Source organism: Bacillus sp. NEB1478 (assembly GCF_031582965.1).
Lineage (GTDB): Bacteria > Bacillota > Bacilli > Bacillales > Fictibacillaceae > Fictibacillus.
The window spans coordinates 2,071,912-2,090,177 of the sequence record NZ_CP134049.1 but is presented as its reverse complement, the minus strand read 5'-3'; the positions used below and the strand labels follow the sequence as shown (position 1 = coordinate 2,090,177).

General features: G+C 36.6%; 19 protein-coding genes. 12 read left to right on the top strand and 7 right to left on the bottom strand.

All coding sequences use genetic code 11. The features are described 5' to 3' along the window. Positions 1-5 precede the first annotated feature (5 nt). The gene (gene hfq / locus RGB74_RS10300) at positions 6-242 is read left to right on the top strand and encodes an RNA chaperone Hfq (RefSeq protein WP_251322232.1); all 237 of its coding nucleotides are present in this window, start codon (positions 6-8) and stop codon (positions 240-242) included. Positions 243-294: 52 nt separating this feature from the next. Here the strand turns inward: hfq and RGB74_RS10295 are convergent, their stop codons facing one another. After that, on the bottom strand, positions 295-1,272 hold the full coding sequence (locus RGB74_RS10295; RefSeq protein ID WP_310759229.1) for a tyrosine-type recombinase/integrase: 978 nt from the start codon (positions 1,270-1,272) through the stop codon (positions 295-297). A 105-nt stretch (positions 1,273-1,377) separates the two neighbouring features. Between RGB74_RS10295 and RGB74_RS10290 the strand changes: the two genes are divergently transcribed. Then, on the top strand, positions 1,378-1,971 hold the full coding sequence (locus RGB74_RS10290; protein WP_310759228.1) for a YhcN/YlaJ family sporulation lipoprotein: 594 nt from the start codon (positions 1,378-1,380) through the stop codon (positions 1,969-1,971). A gap of 126 nt (positions 1,972-2,097) precedes the next feature. Here the strand turns inward: RGB74_RS10290 and RGB74_RS10285 are convergent, their stop codons facing one another. Then, positions 2,098-2,718, bottom strand: coding sequence for a YitT family protein (locus tag RGB74_RS10285; protein WP_310759227.1), 621 nt, complete (start codon positions 2,716-2,718; stop codon positions 2,098-2,100). Between the two features lie 271 nt (positions 2,719-2,989). On the opposite strand from RGB74_RS10285, the gene spoVK reads away from it, so the two are divergent. The 9 genes from spoVK to RGB74_RS10240 all read left to right on the top strand — a co-directional run bounded on the left by spoVK (position 2,990) and on the right by RGB74_RS10240 (position 11,365). Then, on the top strand, positions 2,990-3,940 hold the full coding sequence (gene spoVK / locus RGB74_RS10280; RefSeq protein WP_310759226.1) for a stage V sporulation protein K: 951 nt from the start codon (positions 2,990-2,992) through the stop codon (positions 3,938-3,940). Positions 3,941-3,979: 39 nt separating this feature from the next. Continuing rightward, a complete protein-coding gene (gene hflX, locus RGB74_RS10275) occupies positions 3,980-5,236 on the top strand; it encodes a GTPase HflX (protein ID WP_310759225.1) in 1,257 nt (418 codons plus the stop codon). A 1-nt stretch (position 5,237) separates the two neighbouring features. After that, entirely contained in the window at positions 5,238-6,506 is a 1,269-nt protein-coding gene (locus RGB74_RS10270; RefSeq protein ID WP_310759224.1) for a methionine gamma-lyase family protein, read from the top strand. Positions 6,507-6,628: 122 nt separating this feature from the next. Next, positions 6,629-7,021: a MerR family transcriptional regulator gene (locus RGB74_RS10265; protein ID WP_310759223.1), complete on the top strand. Its 393-nt coding sequence runs from the start codon at positions 6,629-6,631 to the stop codon at positions 7,019-7,021. 70 nt (positions 7,022-7,091) lie between these two features. Further along, entirely contained in the window at positions 7,092-8,426 is a 1,335-nt protein-coding gene (gene glnA / locus RGB74_RS10260; RefSeq protein ID WP_310759222.1) for a type I glutamate--ammonia ligase, read from the top strand. A 422-nt stretch (positions 8,427-8,848) separates the two neighbouring features. Then, the gene (locus RGB74_RS10255; RefSeq protein WP_310759221.1) at positions 8,849-9,349 is read left to right on the top strand and encodes a MerR family transcriptional regulator; all 501 of its coding nucleotides are present in this window, start codon (positions 8,849-8,851) and stop codon (positions 9,347-9,349) included. Positions 9,350-9,364: 15 nt separating this feature from the next. Beyond that, on the top strand, positions 9,365-9,823 hold the full coding sequence (locus RGB74_RS10250) for an SRPBCC family protein (protein ID WP_310759220.1): 459 nt from the start codon (positions 9,365-9,367) through the stop codon (positions 9,821-9,823). A gap of 110 nt (positions 9,824-9,933) precedes the next feature. Continuing rightward, positions 9,934-10,602, top strand: a complete 669-nt coding sequence (locus tag RGB74_RS10245; RefSeq protein WP_310759219.1) for a Type 1 glutamine amidotransferase-like domain-containing protein — start codon at positions 9,934-9,936, stop codon at positions 10,600-10,602. Between the two features lie 244 nt (positions 10,603-10,846). Beyond that, on the top strand, positions 10,847-11,365 hold the full coding sequence (locus tag RGB74_RS10240) for an AAA family ATPase (protein WP_310759218.1): 519 nt from the start codon (positions 10,847-10,849) through the stop codon (positions 11,363-11,365). A 500-nt stretch (positions 11,366-11,865) separates the two neighbouring features. Here the strand turns inward: RGB74_RS10240 and RGB74_RS10235 are convergent, their stop codons facing one another. After that, positions 11,866-12,030, bottom strand: a complete 165-nt coding sequence (locus RGB74_RS10235) for a hypothetical protein (protein WP_310759217.1) — start codon at positions 12,028-12,030, stop codon at positions 11,866-11,868. A gap of 186 nt (positions 12,031-12,216) precedes the next feature. On the opposite strand from RGB74_RS10235, the gene RGB74_RS10230 reads away from it, so the two are divergent. Beyond that, the gene (locus RGB74_RS10230) at positions 12,217-13,092 is read left to right on the top strand and encodes a LysR family transcriptional regulator (protein ID WP_310759216.1); all 876 of its coding nucleotides are present in this window, start codon (positions 12,217-12,219) and stop codon (positions 13,090-13,092) included. Positions 13,093-13,358: 266 nt separating this feature from the next. Here the strand turns inward: RGB74_RS10230 and RGB74_RS10225 are convergent, their stop codons facing one another. The 4 genes from RGB74_RS10225 to RGB74_RS10210 all read right to left on the bottom strand — a co-directional run bounded on the left by RGB74_RS10225 (position 13,359) and on the right by RGB74_RS10210 (position 17,915). After that, on the bottom strand, positions 13,359-14,561 hold the full coding sequence (locus RGB74_RS10225; RefSeq protein ID WP_310759215.1) for a glycosyltransferase family 2 protein: 1,203 nt from the start codon (positions 14,559-14,561) through the stop codon (positions 13,359-13,361). A gap of 366 nt (positions 14,562-14,927) precedes the next feature. Next, positions 14,928-16,094, bottom strand: a complete 1,167-nt coding sequence (locus RGB74_RS10220) for a glycosyltransferase family 2 protein (protein ID WP_310759214.1) — start codon at positions 16,092-16,094, stop codon at positions 14,928-14,930. Beyond that, positions 16,084-16,878, bottom strand: coding sequence for a sugar phosphate nucleotidyltransferase (locus RGB74_RS10215; protein ID WP_310759213.1), 795 nt, complete (start codon positions 16,876-16,878; stop codon positions 16,084-16,086). The genes RGB74_RS10220 and RGB74_RS10215 overlap by 11 nt, the downstream gene beginning before the upstream one ends. Continuing rightward, positions 16,875-17,915 carry a glycosyltransferase family 2 protein gene (locus tag RGB74_RS10210; protein WP_310759212.1) on the bottom strand — a complete coding sequence of 347 codons (1,041 nt, stop codon included), beginning with the start codon at positions 17,913-17,915 and terminating at the stop codon, positions 16,875-16,877. The genes RGB74_RS10215 and RGB74_RS10210 overlap by 4 nt, the downstream gene beginning before the upstream one ends. Positions 17,916-18,266 lie beyond the last annotated feature (351 nt).

The window sequence follows — 18,266 nt, the reverse complement described above, 5'->3', positions numbered from 1 at the left end:
TTCACATGAAGCAATCTATCAATTTACAGGATCATTACTTAAACCAGTTACGGCGTGAAAACATATATGCGACCGTATACTTGCTGAATGGCTTTCAGCTTAAAGGTTTAGTTAAGGGGTTTGACAACTTTACGGTCGTACTTGAGGCAGAAGGGAAACAGCACCTCATTTATAAGCATGCCATTTCAACGTTTACCCCACATCGAAATGTAGATCTATCATCTGCAAATATGAATGAATAAAAAAATTACTCCCAGCATTCTCTAAAAAAGAGTGCGGGGAGTTTTCGCTTTATTAAACGATCGTTTCTTTTTCTCTTATATAATGTTCATACCTATTTACAGTTAGTGGAGACTTCAGACCAAACCATGCCTGTATTTCCTTAGTAGAATTATTTCTTACAGCAAAATTTAATATCGCTGTTCTTCTTAAGTGATGGGAACTTACGCCATCTCTTAGGCCAGAGCGTTTAATTTCCTGCCTTAACATTTTTTGAATCGCAATAACTGTTAATGGTTTTGGTTCATAATTACTGTAATCAAAGCGATATGTACCTCTCTGGTAATCAAAAGCTATAAAAAATCGATCTGAAGAATATTTCCTTGGCTTTATAAGATCTGGAATGTTTTCCAAATACGCATATAACAATCGCTGTATTTCTTTTTCCAGAGATAGGGTCCGTTTGTTTTCATTGTTCTTCACTGTTAACAGATGCTCTGTAAATTTAACATCTTTCATCTCGATATTGGCTAATTCCTGAAGGGTAAGTCCATATTTGTAAAGCAATGTTACAATTGCTTCGTTTCTTTTTATTAATAAATGTCTGAACTTTTGCTGTTTTTCAGTTAATCCTTCATAAGACGAAAGAATTTGAAAAAGCTGTACATATTCTTCTTCTGTTATAAAATCCTCATTTTTAAAGTGTTTGTCTTCTTCCCATTTTTGATCAAAGTCCTTAAAAGGGTTTTCTTTTATTAGTTTTTGAACTTGGAGAAAGTGAAATAAACTTTTCGTTACAGTAAATACCCTATTTGTCGTGGATGCGCTGTATTCTCTTTGCTCTGTAAGAAATAGAAAATACTCACTTAATTGTTCTTTATTTAGGTTTTGGATAATGTTAAGATCATCACTCTTTTTCATCACTCTAATCCAAGCAAAAAAATCAAGTAAATCATAATAATATCTTTTTATAGTACTTTTTTTTCGGTCTTTTTTTTGTAAATGGTCAATAAAGAGCTGAGCATAATCCGGTAAATGTGGATACTCTTCCATTATTGCCTCCTGTAACCTGTTTTTCCCATTATAACAAAGGTGCATTATTTTGCATATTTCACTTAACTTCATACAAACACTAAGTAAAAAAGGGATGGAAAATAAATGAGAAAATATTTTGGAATCTTACTGGCACTTTTTATAGTATTAACAGGATTAACAGCTTGCGGAACGAATAAAAAGCCCAACCAAGAAAGCACAGAAGAAACAAAGCAAATTAAAAATACAAAAGCTGGAAGAGAACCAAACTCACAAATCGATTCACCTTTAGTGGAAAGAAAGAGTGGGGAGGTTCACCAATCAAAAGATTTAGTTAAGCTTGCTGAAAATATTCCAGGCGTTAAGAAGGCTTATGTAATCGTAAGCGGGACATTTACGTTAGTTGGAATTGATCCACTTACAAAAGTACAGCCTGGACAAGAAAACGAAAAACTGAGAACTGAAGTTTATGATGTATTAAAAGAGAATGCGCAAGGCAGGAATGCAGCAATTACGACGGATCCAGACAAAATTGCCGACATCAAGCGACTTGGAGAAAAGGTTGCGCAAGGTAAGCGTCATCAGCTTCACAGAGGGGTTTATAACGAGATGGGGCAAATTATTAGTAAGATAAAACCAGTTAAAGGTCAATATCAATCAACAGAAAGACAAGAAATGCATGAAAATATGGATCAACATCGAGATGATCTGTATGAATAATTATTTCCTAAGCAAGCGCACAAAATGACATAAAAGGACAGCATTAATACAAGGTTACATAATGTATGTTATGTAACCTTGTATTCAAATTAAAAAGCATTCTCCATAATTTAATGGAGAATGCTTTTAATTATTTCTTACAGCATCTATTGATTCATCAACTTCATATTCAATGGCAGGAGATTTAGCTTTTAATTTACCCACTATGAATGAGGCAATTGATATAGAAAAAATAGATATAAATGCATTGTTAAAACCTACAATAACAATAGCAGAAGATACGATCATAAAATCAGTTACAAATAATGTGAGGCCGCGGTTAATATTTGACTTTTGTTCCAGGTATAAAGCTAATATGTGTATTCCGCCTAATGAAGCACCGGAATTTAACACCAAACTAACACCAACACCTATTAATGTTCCTGCGAATAAAGACGCAAAGATAGGTGTGACCGTTGGGAAATGGATGTAGGTTAATAAATCTGTAATGGCCGAAACAAGCAATATACATAAAAATGTAGATATTGAAAATGTCCATCCTAATTTTCTTATCGAAAGGATGAAAAATGGCAGATTAACAATTAAAAATAATATTCCCCAAGACCAATTGCTTAAGAAAGAGCCTAAAGTCGCAATTCCGGCCGTTCCGCCAAAAGTTAGCGAATGAATGTTTAAGATCTTCATTCCCGCTGCAGTTAAAAATAAGCCGGCTAAGATGGCTAAGCTTTTTTGAATTTTTGTATTCAAATCCTGTCTTCCTTCTTCCATATAAATCTATACTTGGTTCATTCCATACATAACATATCATGGAAAAGTTACATTCTTGAGTATTTTTATTCATCTGAAAATAGTAAGCGCTTACAGTTATGAAATCGAAAAACAATTTGGACATTGTAGTAGATTATGACTTTCAATCATAAATTGATAATAGTGCAATGCAAATGAAATAGGCATTTGTCACATAAGATTAGAAAAATGCGATAAATGTTTTGAATGGCTTAAAGAGGGGTGGACGCATTTGAATGAACCAATGGCTATTAAAAAGCAGCGGCAAATTAACATTGTACTGAATCAGGGCAATGAAAAAATAAGAGTTGATGAAGCAAGTGCGATGGTTGGTAAAGCTAAAGCATTAGATCAGCATCTCCCATTACTTAAAATTGAACAAGACTTGAATAAGCTAGTTGGAATGGAAGAATTAAAATATCATGTAAAAGAAATCTATGCATGGCTTCACATTAACAAATGCCGTCAAGAAATGGGAATGAAAGCCGAGAAACAATCACTTCATATGCTGTTTAAAGGCAACCCGGGTACAGGAAAAACGACTGTTGCACGCAAATTAGGTACACTATTCCATGAAATGAAGGTATTAACGAAAGGTCATTTAATCGAAGCTGAAAGAGCGGATCTTGTCGGTGAATATATTGGTCATACTGCACAAAAGACAAGAGAATTATTAAAAAAAGCCAGTGGTGGAATCCTATTTATAGATGAGGCCTATTCTTTAGGAAGAGGCGGTGAGAAGGATTTTGGAAAAGAAGCCATCGATACATTAGTGAAAGCGATGGAGGACCAGCAGCATGATTTTATTTTAATATTGGCTGGCTACTCTAATGAGATGGAGCGTTTTTTAAAATTAAATCCAGGTTTGCCCTCTAGGTTTCCTTTAGTCATTTCTTTTCCTGATTATAATATTGATGAATTGATGGAAATCAGTAAAAGAATGCTGCTTGATCGTGAATATGTTTTTACGAAAGAATGTGAATGGAAATTTAAACAGCACATTGAAAGAGTTAGGACTTCAGCCAGCACTACCTTTTCAAACGGAAGATACGTTAGGAATATGATTGAAAAGGCAATAAGAAGACAATCTGTAAGACTTCTGAAAAATGTTCAGCCAGATAAGAAAACCTTGATGACAATTCAAAGTGATGACCTGGTGCTAGAAGAACCTGAATTGATTTGATATGATGATAGGAGACTATGGAAAGCAGGGATCGTTACTTTGAACAGACATAATGATTCAGTTCAGGAAAAAGCTATTCTCGTCGGCTGTCAACTTCCTAGACAGAACGACGAGCGTTTTTTTTATTCAATGGAAGAATTAAAATCACTTACAAAAACAGCTAATGGAACAGTATGTGCGGTTGTTTCGCAAAAAAGAGAAAGGTATGATTCAGCTACTTTTATTGGTAAAGGAAAGGTAGAAGAAATTATTGCTCTTGAAGAAGAACTTGAAGCAGATTTAATCATTTTCAATAGTGAATTATCACCATCTCAAGTACGTAATTTATCAAACCATTTCAACGCGAGAATTATTGATCGCACTCAATTGATTTTAGATATTTTTGCGCAGCGTGCTAAAACTCGTGAAGGAATATTGCAAGTGGAGCTAGCACAGTTAGAATATTTATTGCCAAGACTTTCTGGAATTGGAGCAACACTGTCCAGGCTTGGGGGAGGAATTGGGACAAGAGGTCCTGGTGAAACAAAACTTGAAAAAGATAGACGACATATTCGTTTCCGCATCCATGAACTTAAACAGCAGATTAATCAAGTTGTCAGCCATCGAGAAAGATATCGAGAACGCAGAAAGCATCAGGGTGCTTTCCAAGCGGCTCTTGTAGGATATACGAACGCTGGTAAATCAACGATTTTTAATAAGCTGGCAGAAGCAGATAGTTATGAAGAAGATAAGCTTTTCGCTACTTTGGATCCGTTAACTCGTAAAGTAAGGCTCAAAAGTGGATTTCAGATGCTTCTTACTGATACGGTCGGTTTTATTCAAGATCTTCCAACTTCACTGATTGCAGCCTTTAGATCTACTTTAGAAGAAGCTGCAGAAGCAAATCTTCTCATTCACGTAATTGACGGCTCAAGTGAGGATCGTTCACAGCATGAAAAAACAGTAAATCGTATACTGAACGATCTTAAAGCAAGTCACATTCCGATGTTGACCGTTTACAATAAGAAAGATCAATTTGGTAATCAATTCATTCCTGAAAACCCTTCGATCTCTATTTCTGCCCTTTCAGAAAATGATATTTCTGAGCTTCTTTCTGCTATTGAAAAAGAGGTAGTAAAGCAACTAACGTACTATCAAATTGAAGTGCCTGCACATGACGGGAAACTGCTCTCAAGACTCCGCTCAGAAACCATCATGCTCAATCAGGAATTTAACAAAGAGAAACAAACTTATGAATGCAAAGGGTATGCACATGCATCAACATCAATAGAGTCTATAAGCAACAAAGGAGAGTAATATGTATTCATTATTTCAAAATGGCGATAATCTACGAAAGACAACAGAAAAAGTCACTGAAAAAATCAAAGAAGTTCATGCAGCAATTGATGAAATTGCACAATTTAATCAACTTAAAGTGCTCCGTGCCTTTCAAAAAAATCAGGTAGGAGATCATCATTTTCATCCTTCAACAGGGTATGGGTATGATGATTCTGGTAGAGATACTTTAGAAAAGGTGTATGCCGATGTATTTGGAGCAGAAGCTTCACTTGTGCGATCACAGATCATTTCGGGTACACATGCTATCTCTCTTTCTTTATTCGGTGTACTTCGTCCGGGTGATGAACTGCTTTATATTACTGGCAAGCCTTACGATACATTAGAAGAAATCGTCGGCATCAGGGGTACTGGAGAAGGCTCATTAAAAGAATACAATATTACATATCAGCATGTTGATCTTACAAGGGAAGGTACAATTAATTTTGAAGCCGTTCGGTCAGCAATTTCTGAAAAGACTAAGATGATTGGAATCCAGCGGTCGAAGGGATACGCAGACCGCCCTTCATTTACAGTTGATGAGATAAAAGAAATGATTCAATTTGTTAAGGGTATTAATAAGGATCTTGTCGTTTTTGTTGATAACTGCTATGGGGAGTTTGTAGAACAAATAGAGCCAACCGAAGCAGGAGCAGATATTATCGCAGGTTCTTTAATAAAGAATCCTGGAGGCGGCTTAGCTAAAACAGGAGGATATATTGCGGGGAAAGAATCACTTATTAACAGAATTTCCTTTCGTCTCACTTCTCCTGGAATAGGACGAGAAGCAGGAGCTTCATTATATAGTCTGCAAGAAATGTATCAAGGCTTTTTCTTAGCACCACATGTAACTGCACAAGCATTGAAAGGGGCTGTTTTCACTGCTGCTTTTCTTGAAGAGCTTGGTATGCAGACGCGCCCAGCGTGGAACGTTAAAAGAACGGATCTTATTCAATCTGTTATTTTTGAAGATCGTGACAGAATGATTAAGTTTTGCCAAGCAATACAAAAAGCATCTCCAGTCAATTCTTTTGCATTGCCATATCCTGACTATATGCCTGGTTATGAAGATGATGTGATTATGGCAGCCGGAACATTTATTCAAGGTGCGAGTATTGAACTAACGGCAGATGGTCCAATCCGTCCGCCTTATATTGCATTTGTTCAAGGGGGACTTACCTTTGAACATGTGAAAATCGCTGTTCTTTCAGCTGTAGATGAACTAGTGACACAAGGGTTAGTTACGGTATAGCTTGATAAAAAGAGGCTCTGGCCTTTTTTTTGTTTTATTCATGTTATTTTTTCTAACATATCGATTGACATGTTAGCTTTTATGACATAAGATATAAAATAAGTTGAAAGGAGGTAGTTAATATGAACGATATGAACAGAAGAAACCTACCTTTGTTTCCAATAAGTATTGTTATGCAGCTGACTGAATTATCAGCAAGACAAGTTCGCTATTATGAAGAGAACAAGTTGATTCATCCTGCAAGAACAGAAGGAAACCGTCGTTTATTTTCTTTCAATGATGTCGATAAACTGCTTGAAATTAAAGCGATGTTAGAGCAGGGTATCAATTTAGCTGGAATTAAACGTGTTTTTGAACTAAATGAACAAGCTGCAGAATTTATTAAGAATCAGCATGGAACTGAAGAAATTTCTGAATCAGCTTTGCATAGACGTTTAAAACGCGAATTGATTCATGCAGGCAGACACGGAAAGACATCTTTAATACAAGGAGAACTTTCCAGATTTTTTCATTGATTTTGATCAATAATACTTAACAGGTAATGATTCGCCATAAGGCGTTTTATATAATAAGGAGGAGAAAGATTTGTCAAAGTTTACTAAAGAAGATATTTACCAAAGCGTTAAAGAAGAAAATGTAAGATTTATCCGACTCCAATTCACAGACCTACTCGGTATAATTAAAAATGTTGAGATTCCAGTAAGTCAGCTGGAAAAAGCTCTAGATAACAAAATGATGTTTGACGGATCTTCTATTGAAGGTTTTGTACGAATTGAAGAATCAGATATGTATCTTTTCCCTGATTTAGATACTTGGGTAATCTTCCCTTGGACTTCTGAAAAAGGAAAGGTTGCTCGTTTAATCTGTGATATTTACAGCCCGGACGGAACTCCATTTAACGGGGATCCTCGTGGAATCTTAAAACGCGTTCTTAAAGAAATGGAAGACTTAGGTTTCACAGATTTCAATATCGGACCTGAACCTGAATTCTTCTTGTTTAAAAATGACGATAAAGGTGAACCAACTCTAGAATTAAACGATAAAGGCGGATACTTTGACCTTGCGCCAACAGATCTTGGTGAAAACTGCCGTAGAGATATCGTTTTAGAGCTTGAGGACATGGGCTTTGAAATCGAAGCATCTCACCATGAAGTTGCACCTGGTCAGCACGAAATCGATTTTAAATATGCTGATGCGGTAAACACATGTGATAACATTCAAACATTTAAACTAGCTGTAAAAACAATCGCACGTAAACATGGTCTTCATGCAACATTTATGGCTAAACCTTTGTTTGGAGTAAACGGATCTGGAATGCATGCTAATATGTCTCTATTTAAAGATGGAAAAAACGCATTCTACGATGAAAAGTCAGAGACTGGTTTAAGTGAAACAGCAATGCATTTCTTGGCTGGTATTCTAAAACACGCTCAAGACTTTACTGCGATTACAAACCCGACTGTTAATTCCTATAAGCGTCTAGTACCAGGTTATGAAGCACCATGCTACGTAGCATGGTCTATGCAAAACAGAAGCCCGCTTATCCGTATTCCTGCTTCTCGAGGAATCAGCACACGTATTGAAGTTCGAAGTGTTGATCCAACAGCTAATCCTTACCTTGCAATGGCTGTATTGCTTGCATCAGGACTGGACGGAATTAAGAACAAATTAGCCGCTCCAAAGCCAATCGACCGCAACATCTATGTAATGGATAAAGATGAGCGTGAGGCAGAAGGTATTAAAGATCTTCCGGCAACATTGAAAGAAGCACTTGTGAACTTAAGTAAAAGTGAAGTGTTAACAAAAGCTCTTGGAGAGCATGCAACTGAGCATTTCATTGAAGCTAAAGAAATCGAGTGGGATATGTTCCGCACACAAGTTCACCCTTGGGAACGCGAACAATATATGAGTTTGTACTAAAACCTGAAAACCCCTGACACCATTGGTGTCAGGGGTTTTTCTTATTCCTTAAAAAAGTAAGAGATATAAATCAATGCCCACCAGTTTACCCGCATTTTGCCCACCAAATTTTTTATGACTATTTTTATAATTCATTTGTAAACAATCAAATTTGAGTTGATCAATACATTTAATTAGAAAATTTTTGTTCAAAACCATAAAAAATTATTCAATTTAAAGGTCAGATTGTAGAGTAATCCTAAAAAGAATTTGTGTATTAAGGTTAAATTATATAGAGAATGGGTGCTCTATGGGGAATAGGACTCAGATAAAATTTTCCCATACTTTTATTAAAATAATTTTTATATATTAACTTGACCCTTACGTCACGTAATGGTTTATATTAAAACCACCGGTAATTAATAGTCGCGCGAAATGAGGGGATGATCATTGCAGGTAAGGAATATTGGAAAGTTGGGGAACTTGCCACATTAACAGGGTTAACCGTTCGAACATTACGGTATTATGATCAAATTGGCTTGTATTCTCCATCTGGTTATTCGAACTCAGGATACAGGTTATATAACGAATCCGATCTTTCACGTCTACAACAAATTCTCGTATTAAAGGAACTAGGTTTATCACTCGATGAAGTTAAATCGATTCTAGCTGATCACAATTACAGTCCATTCGAAATTGTATCGCTTCAAATAGATCGACTTCGAGAAAATATCAGAATTCAACAGAAGCTTTTAAAAGAATTACAAAATGTATCGGGTCTGGTGGAAATGGAAGAGCCGTTGACGGTTGAGGATTTCACAAAATTATTAAGCTTGATGAAAAAGAACCATGAAAATTTTTTTGCTGAACGACGATCTAGTATGGTGCACCGCTTCGACAGGCTTGACGACTTTCTCGACAAGCATTCAAATGAACCAAACTAAAGGGAGGATTAAATCATGAACAAACGCTTTGCAACACACGACACTTTTGTCATTGAAAAGACATTTAATGCTTCACTTGAACGAGTGTTCGCAGCCTGGACAGATTCCGCAGTCAAAGCAAAGTGGTTTCCTAAGGCTGACGAATTCGACTTTCGAGTTGGCGGGCGTGAGTACAGTCAAGGCGGTCCCAAAGGAGGACCAGTCTTTACCTTTGATGCTTGCTATCAAGAGATTGTTCCGAATCAGCGTATTGTCTATTCCTATACGATGGATCTTGATGAAACACGTATATCGGTATCCGTGACCACGGTGGAGTTCAAGCATGCAGAAGCTGGTACTCAGCTCATCTACACCGAGCAAGGAGTTTTCCTCGACGGCCATGATACGGTAACTCAGCGTGAACACGGCACGAAGGTCATGTTGGTCAAACTGGGCGAGTATCTACAGATAGAGTCAACAGTTGAGAAAAATTAATGACGAGCAATATGACCATGTCTAACCGATAGTTAGAAAAGTCAAACGGTTGAAGTCTTAGGAGTATGAATAACTTTGACAGTACTACACAACGACAAGGAGTTGATTTTATGAAGTTTCTCCTCACATCTGGAGGTGTCAATAACAAAAGTATTCACGACGCGCTGGTTGACATGCTGGGCAAACCGATCGCCGAATCCAACGCCCTATGCATCCCTACTGCGATGTACGGACATCCTTGGGTCGGACCAGGCGTGAAAACCTGGGAATTCATCAGTGGGAAAGAAGAGAATCCCATGGTTAATCTAGGCTGGAAGTCAGTGGGCGTGCTTGAGCTCACTGCGCTGCCAAGTATCGACAAAGATCGCTGGGTACCTTTGGTACGGGAGACGGACGTCCTGCTGGTGTCCGGCGGCGACGCTCTCTACCTGTATCATTGGATGCAGCAGTCCGGGCTGGCAGATCTCTTACCGTCGGTTCAGTCAGTTTATGTGGGAATGAGCGCCGGGAGCATGGTGATGGCACCTAAAATTGGAGAGATCTTCGTTGGCTGGACGCCACCCAACGGTGAAGATAAAACACTTGGTCTTGTTGATTTTGCCATGTTTCCACACCTTGATCACGAGATGCTACCGGATAACACCATGGCTACCGCAGAGCGATGGGCTGCCGAGATGCAGGTGCCAGCGTATGCGATTGACGATGAAACCGCCATCAAAGTGATCGATGGAGAGGTCGAAGTGATCTCCGAAGGGCATTGGAAGCTGTTTTCGCCTTGATATTTCTCATCTCCTAAAAATATCAAAATACGTATGCGAGATTCATTGTATTGCAATTTAGAGAGGATTGTATAGGGTTCTTTTCAATATATGGTGAAGGGTTTCACTAAAGCTAACTGGTGCGTTGATCCAAGAAGGATTAACGCTTCTTTTTGTTGAATTTAATTAAAGTAACGGTTTAGTTTAGCGACAGATAGACATATCTAATATAGTGTGCTTATCTAGTTGAATGGAGGGTCTAATCATGGGTATTAGAAATTATCTGATTGAAGGCGTATCCGGCGCTGGCAAAACTACGGTCTGCAACGAATTACAGCGGCTCGGCTACCATGCCGTTCATGGTGACCGTGAATTGGCTTATCAAGGCGATCCGGAAACTGGTACCCCGACGGATGGCTTTAAACCCGAACACCACATTTGGCATATAGATAAAGTAAAAGCTTTGGTCGCCAATCAGGATGAGGCGGTAACATTTTTCTGCGGCGGTTCGCGGAATTTTCCCAAATTCATCGATCTATTCGACGGCGTGTTTGTCCTTGAGGTCGACCTGGAAACCTGTCTTCGGCGGATTGATGAGCGAGTGGCACTGGATCCAACTGACTGGGGTGGCAGACCAGAGGAACGGGAAATCATTTCGCGCTTGCATCAAACGAAAGAAGGCGTTCCCAAAAACGGGATTATAATCGACGCCACCACACCGATCAATCAAGTCGTTAACGAGATCATCCGTCAAAGCGAAGAAAATAAACACCAACGACAGTAGACTTACGGTTGCGACAGCCCAATACACCGGTGCACCTGGATACGAATTTTATTTCAGAAGATGTTAATTTACTTAGGAAATACACTAGATATTTTTAGTATATTGGCACTGATTTTAGGGGTAGGGTATCTATTTTGGGGAGAAATTTATGCCTAGCAAGATACCAAAAATCAAAAAAATGAAAAACCCGTACTTCAACTAAAGGGTGCGATTGTGGAAGAAGTATGATGTGTAATTTCAGATACAATTCCACCCACCAAATCACCCACATTTTACACACAAAAGTATCAACTTTGATTTATTTTAATACACACTTATTTTTAGAAGTATTGATTTTATAGGGTATTAGCACGTATTTGTGCTTTTAAAAACACGTTGTATATGTTCCTTACACAAGTTCACCCTTGGGAACGCGAACAATACATAGCTTGTTCTAAAGCCTGAAAACCCCTGACACCATTGGTGTCAGGGGTTTTTCTTATCTTAGTCCATTAAAAAAATTACAAGTCTATTGCTGTTCGATCAAAAATGGACCAATATAAATTCACTTTAATACATCTTTTATACTCTTCATATACATCCATTGTGTCTTTTTTTATCTTTTTAGAAATAAGAGCATACACATCTGATGTGATTTGTATGCTTCCATGCACTAACTTGTACATATTTCATATCAGCTTTTGTTTCTAGAAATAAAAACATCATGTAAATGGAGTATGTAGTAATTAAATAAAATAATCTTACAAGGTGGAAGACTGATTTGTGCAGACTCACTATTTGTCGAAATATGATGAAAATGATTCATTTAATATGTTATATTATGAATAAAACTAATATAAAGAGGGATAGAATTGTCGATAGGCAAATATGAAATTTTTAATACTGTAGTAGAACTTGGCAGCTTAACAAAAGCAAGTGAATCGCTTAGCATTTCCCAATCAGGGGTAAGTCATGCCATTTCCAGCTTGGAAAAAGAACTTGGGTTTTCCTTATTAACCCGTAATAAAGCAGGCATCAAGCTAACTATAAACGGGGAGCGAATGTTGTTATATATTAGGGAGATTATATATTTAAATGAAAAAATGTTTCAGGAGGCTGCAGAAATAAAAGGGCTAGAAGTAGGTACAGTTAGAATCGGTACATTTTCATCTATTTCTGCTTTATGGCTTCCTGGAATATTAAAAAAATTCATGGAACAATATCCGCATATTAAATTAAACATTGTCGAGGGGAACCAGGAGGAAATCTCTCTGTGGATTTCTCAAGGGTTAGTAGATTTTGGTTTTTTAATGATGCCTGCTCCCGATCTGGAGGTTCTCCATTTAAAACGAGAAGCATTTTTCTGTATTGTGCCGGAAAATCACCATCTTGGTTCTGAAAATTCAATAAACCCAATTTCACTGAAGGAAGAGAAGCTGATTCTTCAAAATTCTTCCCTAAAAATAATACATAACATATTGAAATCCAATAAACTTTCTCCTGATATTGCTTTTCATTTAAAGGATGAACAGTCTGTTATCTCTATGGTAAAAAACTCGCTGGGTGTAGCGATTCTACCAGACATTGCATTGCACAATCTTCCTGATGGAGTAAGAAAAATACCTTTTTCAGATGATCGAGCAATTTCCTCTATTGGAATTGGTGCGATATCATTCAAAAATCTGCCGCCTGCTTCCGAAAAATTTATAGCAGCATCGACCTTATGGTTAAACGAACATTTCACATGATCCTCATAATTATTATCATAAATAAAGTTTATTCGAATTTTTTCATTACCTTTACAGTCTATAGCAATGTTATTTATATACGTTCAAAAGCACAGACTTTCCTCAACAACATCCTATGTTTTATCACATACACTCCGGTCATGTGGAGTGCTGTTCACTGCTTGTAAGGAAAGATTAGATTAACAGATATAACAGTGAGTAAAGAGCCTTCCTGTTATGGAAGGCTCCTTGTTTATGTTGAAATTATATGAAAAAGCGACAAATTTTTATAGACCGCTTAAAAAATCAAAGGCACAAACTAATTTGTCGAATGTTCCTAGAGATTTAACAGTATTTCGATCAGACTGGGTTAGTTCTTTTCTGTGATGACTTTTGGATCTTACAAACAGGTTTTTAATTGGATTACCTTCTATCAAAAATTTCGAAGCAGTCATCTTCGAAGCAGACTTCAATAATGCTGGAATGGAATCTTTAAAATTGGAAAATTGATTGGGGTATTCCTTTTCCAGTCTTTTATATTGTTTTAAAATCTCATCGATTTCCAATCGATCAAATTGCCCCATTAAAATAAATGCAATTACCAAAACATCGATATCTGGATGTTTTTCTTGGAATAGATAAAAGTTTTTTAGGGATGCCTCCCAATTACGATGATCCGTTACAGGATGTTCCTGATGATAACTTGCAACATTTTGACTATAGGCAAATGTTGCACCTAATTTATAAATTCGATAACCAAGCTCCCAATCCTCGAATCCCCATCCGTTGAATGTCTCGTCAAATTGACCGGCAGTTTGTAGAAGTTCTTTTCGTATAGAAACATTTCCAGTCAGAAAGGCTATCCAAGGTATTTGAAACCCCGTTAATTTTTCTCCAAACAATGTGATAGTATTTTTATCAATAGAAGATTGGGAAAAATAAGAAAGTTTTTGAAATCTTAACGAATCAATGTCTTCTTGAAAAACCATTTGTGTTGGGCGCTTGGTTTGGGTAAAGGTTTGAAATCGTTTTAAAAAGACTTCATCAAACTGTACTAATTTGGCGATTCGTTTTAATTCGACTTTATTAAATTGAGGAAAAATAAATGAAAACATGGAGTGGTACCCAAGTGCCCCCGTTAATACCATTTTCTTATAGGATTGATGATAATCATAATGATTTTGCACAAAGTCTGGGTTCACAATCATTTCGGCGTCTAAAAATACAATAATCTCTCCGTTTGCTTTTTCAATACCAATGTTCCTTGCCCTAGAGCGTCCCGTATTTTTTTCACATCTGATAAACTTAAATAAAAATAGGGGATGAAATATCTTAGGAATTTGAAATGTATCATCATTAGAGCCATCATCTACTAAAATAACTTCCATTTTAGAAGGGTCAAAAGTTTGGTTTTGTAATGAATAAAGCGTAAGCAAATTTTGAGGATACCGATTATAAGATGGAATGATGATACTTACTTTAATTCCCACTTAAGAATTCTCCCTTTTTTCTGATTTGATTTCATATAAACAAATCTCCTAACTTACTTTTTATGACAAAAAATTCTCTTGATTATTTATATTAAAATCCACTTGAACATGTCATAAAGGTATTGGAAGGGAAAGCTTTATACATTCTAAAAACCTTTGTACTACTTAATTTCATTAAAATCTTATATTCAATCAACAGCTTTTAACAATTTTTACTCATTATATGAAGGTCTTAAGAAAAAATTGAATAAAGGAAAAGTCAGACTTAATAAAACTAAAAATTCAAAAGACTCTTTCATCCTATTTGAAAGAGGCGGGCAACAATATTATAGATATAAATTGTGGGTTAGTATATTGACCTTACAATTATTGTAAGTGCATCTTCTTGGTCACCAAATTAAACGCGTGGAGAAAATTAGAGTATTTTCCTAATTTAAGAATCTCTATTTTTTGATTTCTTAACTTAATACGCTGTTGCAGCAAGTTTTGATCTAGTTTAAAAGGAACAGATGCTAATTCAGCAGCAAAATAATCCAGTCCATTTAGAAATACTTCGATTAATAATAAAAATTTATTCGGATGGTCGCGAATCAGCATATGATATTCTTTTACTATCAAGTTTTCTTGTAGGCGACTTGTTAAACCTAAAAGAAAGAGCACATGAATACTGACCTCGAACGTTTGATGTTTTTTCTGAAATAAATAGAAGTTGGGTAACATTTCGAATTTAATGAATTTCTGCGGAACGGGATGTTCCTGATGGTAAGCTTTGATATTCTCTCTGCTGATAATGCGGGCTCCATTCTTAAACAACCGGTAGCCTAATTCCCAATCTTCAAATCCCCAACCTTTGAAGTTCTCGTCAAACCCACCTGTCTTTAACAAGAAATCTTTTTTTAATGATACGTTCCCACTGAGGAAAACAGTCCATGGCAATCCATAACCCTCTAAATCATCTCCAAACGCATTCGCTATTTCAGAAAAATATGGATTGTGGAAACTCAACTTTTTAAAGTTTAGGGAATCAATATCCTCTTTCTTGATAATTGGAAAAGCTTCCTTTCTTTTAAAAGTAGGAAGTGGTATTGAATGATTGTGAGCTAAACGATAAATGTGATTCACTTGATTAGTAGAGAAGTCAGGGTAATACATTGTAAACACACCCATATGATAGAAGGTTCCGCATACCACTAGGCGGTTCTTATGATGGTGATGATCGATGTGATTTTGCAAGAAGTCTGGTTCAACCATCATTTCTGCATCTAGAAACAAAAGAAGCTCACCCTTAGCCTTAGCAATTCCAATGTTTCGAGAAGCAGCTCGACCCTTATTTTTTAAGTTTCGGATATATGTGAACTTGTACCTGGATTCATAATGCCTAAGATAAGAAGTTTTGTCGGTGGAGCAATCATCAATGAATAGAATTTCGATATCTTTTGCGCTTACTGTTTGATTTTCTAAGGAATACAAACTGCAAAGGTTTAAAGGATAACGATTGTATGAAGGTATGATAATACTTAATTTAATGCTCATCTTTTCCCACCGAAGGAAGGATATTTGTAAGCTCTATTGCTCTTTGTAAGTCCTCAACCGTTCCGATATCAACGAATGAACATCCCTGGACCACACCGATATTAAAACCCTCATCCAAAGCACTATTGAATGCATCGCTTAATGTGTATTCGGTCAACTTATCCGTTTCTTGCATCACCTTTATTAGATGCGCTTGAAAGGAAGATCTCCACATGGAAACTCCCCAAGCAAAACGAGTGTCAGGTTTGCTTTTTGGTTTATCCAAAATTCTATTGACCATTAGTTGGCCTTGTTCCTCTTTAAACTGAACCATTCCGAGTTTATACCATTGCTCAGTTTCGAAAAGACCAAGTACCACGTCGAGTTTTTTTTGTGATAAAAGAAGCTGTTTCATCTGAAGAAAAATAGTGGTTGGATAGAAGATGGTGTCAGGCATACCTAAGGCGATCAAATAATCATCCCTCTCGGTTAGCCAAGGATTGATATAAGTTAAGGCATCCACCATACCTTTCGGTTCATCTTGCAACAGATAACAAAAGTTCATCTGAAGGTTAGTTCCACTCTTATAATACTTCTGTATATCAGTCTTATCTATAGAAGTGATCCAGAATATATCATGGATTCCAGCTTCTTTAAATGTTTCAACAAGGTGAAGTGAAACGGGACGAGGGCGATAATTTTCCTCCATTCGCTGGAAACCTAACGGAAACATTTCTTTAGAGAAAGGAAGGGGAGCTAACCTGCTTCCTCTTCCAGCTGCGGGTATAACGCCATAAACTTTCACGTAAATCTCCTTCTTCTCTGTTTTTTTAACCATTTCCTGATCATCATTGTTAAGTGAGGGCAATAATTCTGCCTGTTAATTGATTGAAACCTTTCAACAAAATCTTTTTTAAATGTTTCATTTTTTTGGATTGAAGCGTTCGTTAACATCATAACCAGCATATCTAAGAAATCCTTATTTTCTTTTGATGAGGGGAGTCGATAGATTTCTTGTAACACCGCATTTTTATAAAAATGATTATATTCATTAATTCTGTAGAACAAGAGAGTATCAATAGACTGGTGTTTCTTTAAGATATAGTCAATGTTGGATTGACTCTCATCATGTTGGTTTACAGCACGAGGATGTTCTTGATGGTAGTTCTTTAAATGTTGATCCATAACAAAATGAAGCCCCCTTTTATATAAACGAAACCCGAGTTCTTCATCTTCCCCTCCATAACCTTGAAAGCTTTCATCAAAACCACCAACTTCAGTCACATGCTTTTTTCTTACGGAAACATTCATCACCACAAAGTACATCCAAGGAAAATAGAATGATGTTAGATTTCTTCCATATTTGTAAACAAATTGTTTGAACCAATAAGCCCATGGTTGCTCTGTAACATGATGAAGGTAGTGTTTGTTTTTTATAGATTCAAACGTAAGAGGGGGGTGAGTTGATATCTGGTGCCAAAAAGAACCACACACAACGAGCCAATCATTTTGTTCGTGATAGTTTAAATGGTTCCGAACAAACTCTGGTGGAAGGATCATATCACAATCGCAAAAAATAAGGATTTTCCCACGAGCAAGTCTTATACCTTTATTCCGAGTAGAGGATCGTCCTAAGTTTTTTTCATTCTTTTCATAGGTGATGGGATAAGGGGAAATCAAACTTCTCATGTATTCTTCAGTCTGGTCTGTTGAACAGTCGTCGACGACGATAACTTCAAACTTTGAGAGAGGAACATCTTGTAACGTTAAGGAATATAAACAGTTTTTAAGTCTTTCTAATGCGTTGTACGTCGATAGTACAATACTGATTTCCAGCGACATATTTTCACTTTCCTATCATTTCATGTCCCTGTAAAATATGTTTGTACAACCAATCTTACATGGACTAACATTATTCTGAAACAACTTGTAATTCATCTTACACACTTCTTTAATTGTTTTACTTCAACATATGACAGGAGTGAATAAATGTGACACATCTTGTCATCTATTAGATGAGTTAGCAAATCGAACACAAGTTCATCCTTGGGAACGCGATTAATATATGAGCTTGTACTAGAAAAACCCCTGACATGATGTCAGAGGTTTTTCTATGCGTAGTGGCTAATGAATTATTAACAATTTTTTTCTAATCAAGATTCGTTAAGTAATATACAAAATCATTTCTGACCA